We start from the raw sequence: 676 nt of genomic DNA on the forward strand, positions 1-676 counted from the left end.
ACCCGGCACCGATCACGAGCTCCCCGGCCTGGACCCCATCGACCCGAACTGCACCAACCCCGCCCTGCAAGACACCCGCACCCGCCCCCAACGACTCCTCGACGCCCTCATCGACACCCTCCACCTCGCCGCCCGCACCGGCCACCTCCCCCTCAACGGCGGACTCAAACCCCACCTCCTCATCACCACCACCGAAGCCGACATCCACACCAACCGCACCCAAGGCAACGCCGGCGGCATCGCCTTCCTCCCCTACACCGGCCCCAGCAACCTCGCCCTCTGGGACACCGAACTCTGCGACGCCGACATCACCACCCTCATCCTGGGCAACGGCCACACCATCCTCAACGCCGGACGCACCCAACGCCTCTTCACCCCCACCCAACGCAAACTCCTCATCGCCCGCGACAAAGGCTGCACCTTCCCCCACTGCACCCGCCCCGCCAGCGACTGCGAAGCCCACCACATCACCCCCTGGCAAGACGGCGGCGAAACCAACACCAACAACGGCACCCTCACCTGCCCCCTCCACCACCACCTCATCCACCAAGGCCTCTGGACCGTCCGCCTCCACAACGGCACCGCCCTCTACACCCCCACCAACACCCAAGACCCCCACCAAAAAGACCAATACAACCCCTACCACCACAACCTCCCCCACCCCTCAACCGAGCCA

The 676-nt window shown here is 67.0% G+C and carries 1 protein-coding gene; it reads left to right on the forward strand.

Features of this window, described 5'->3' with window-relative positions:
- Positions 1–676 (forward strand): HNH endonuclease signature motif containing protein (locus tag G6035_RS19665; RefSeq protein ID WP_176618784.1); only part of this gene is annotated, 676 nt, incomplete at both ends.

Source organism: Arthrobacter sp. SDTb3-6 (assembly GCF_013376095.1).
GTDB lineage: Bacteria > Actinomycetota > Actinomycetes > Actinomycetales > Micrococcaceae > Specibacter.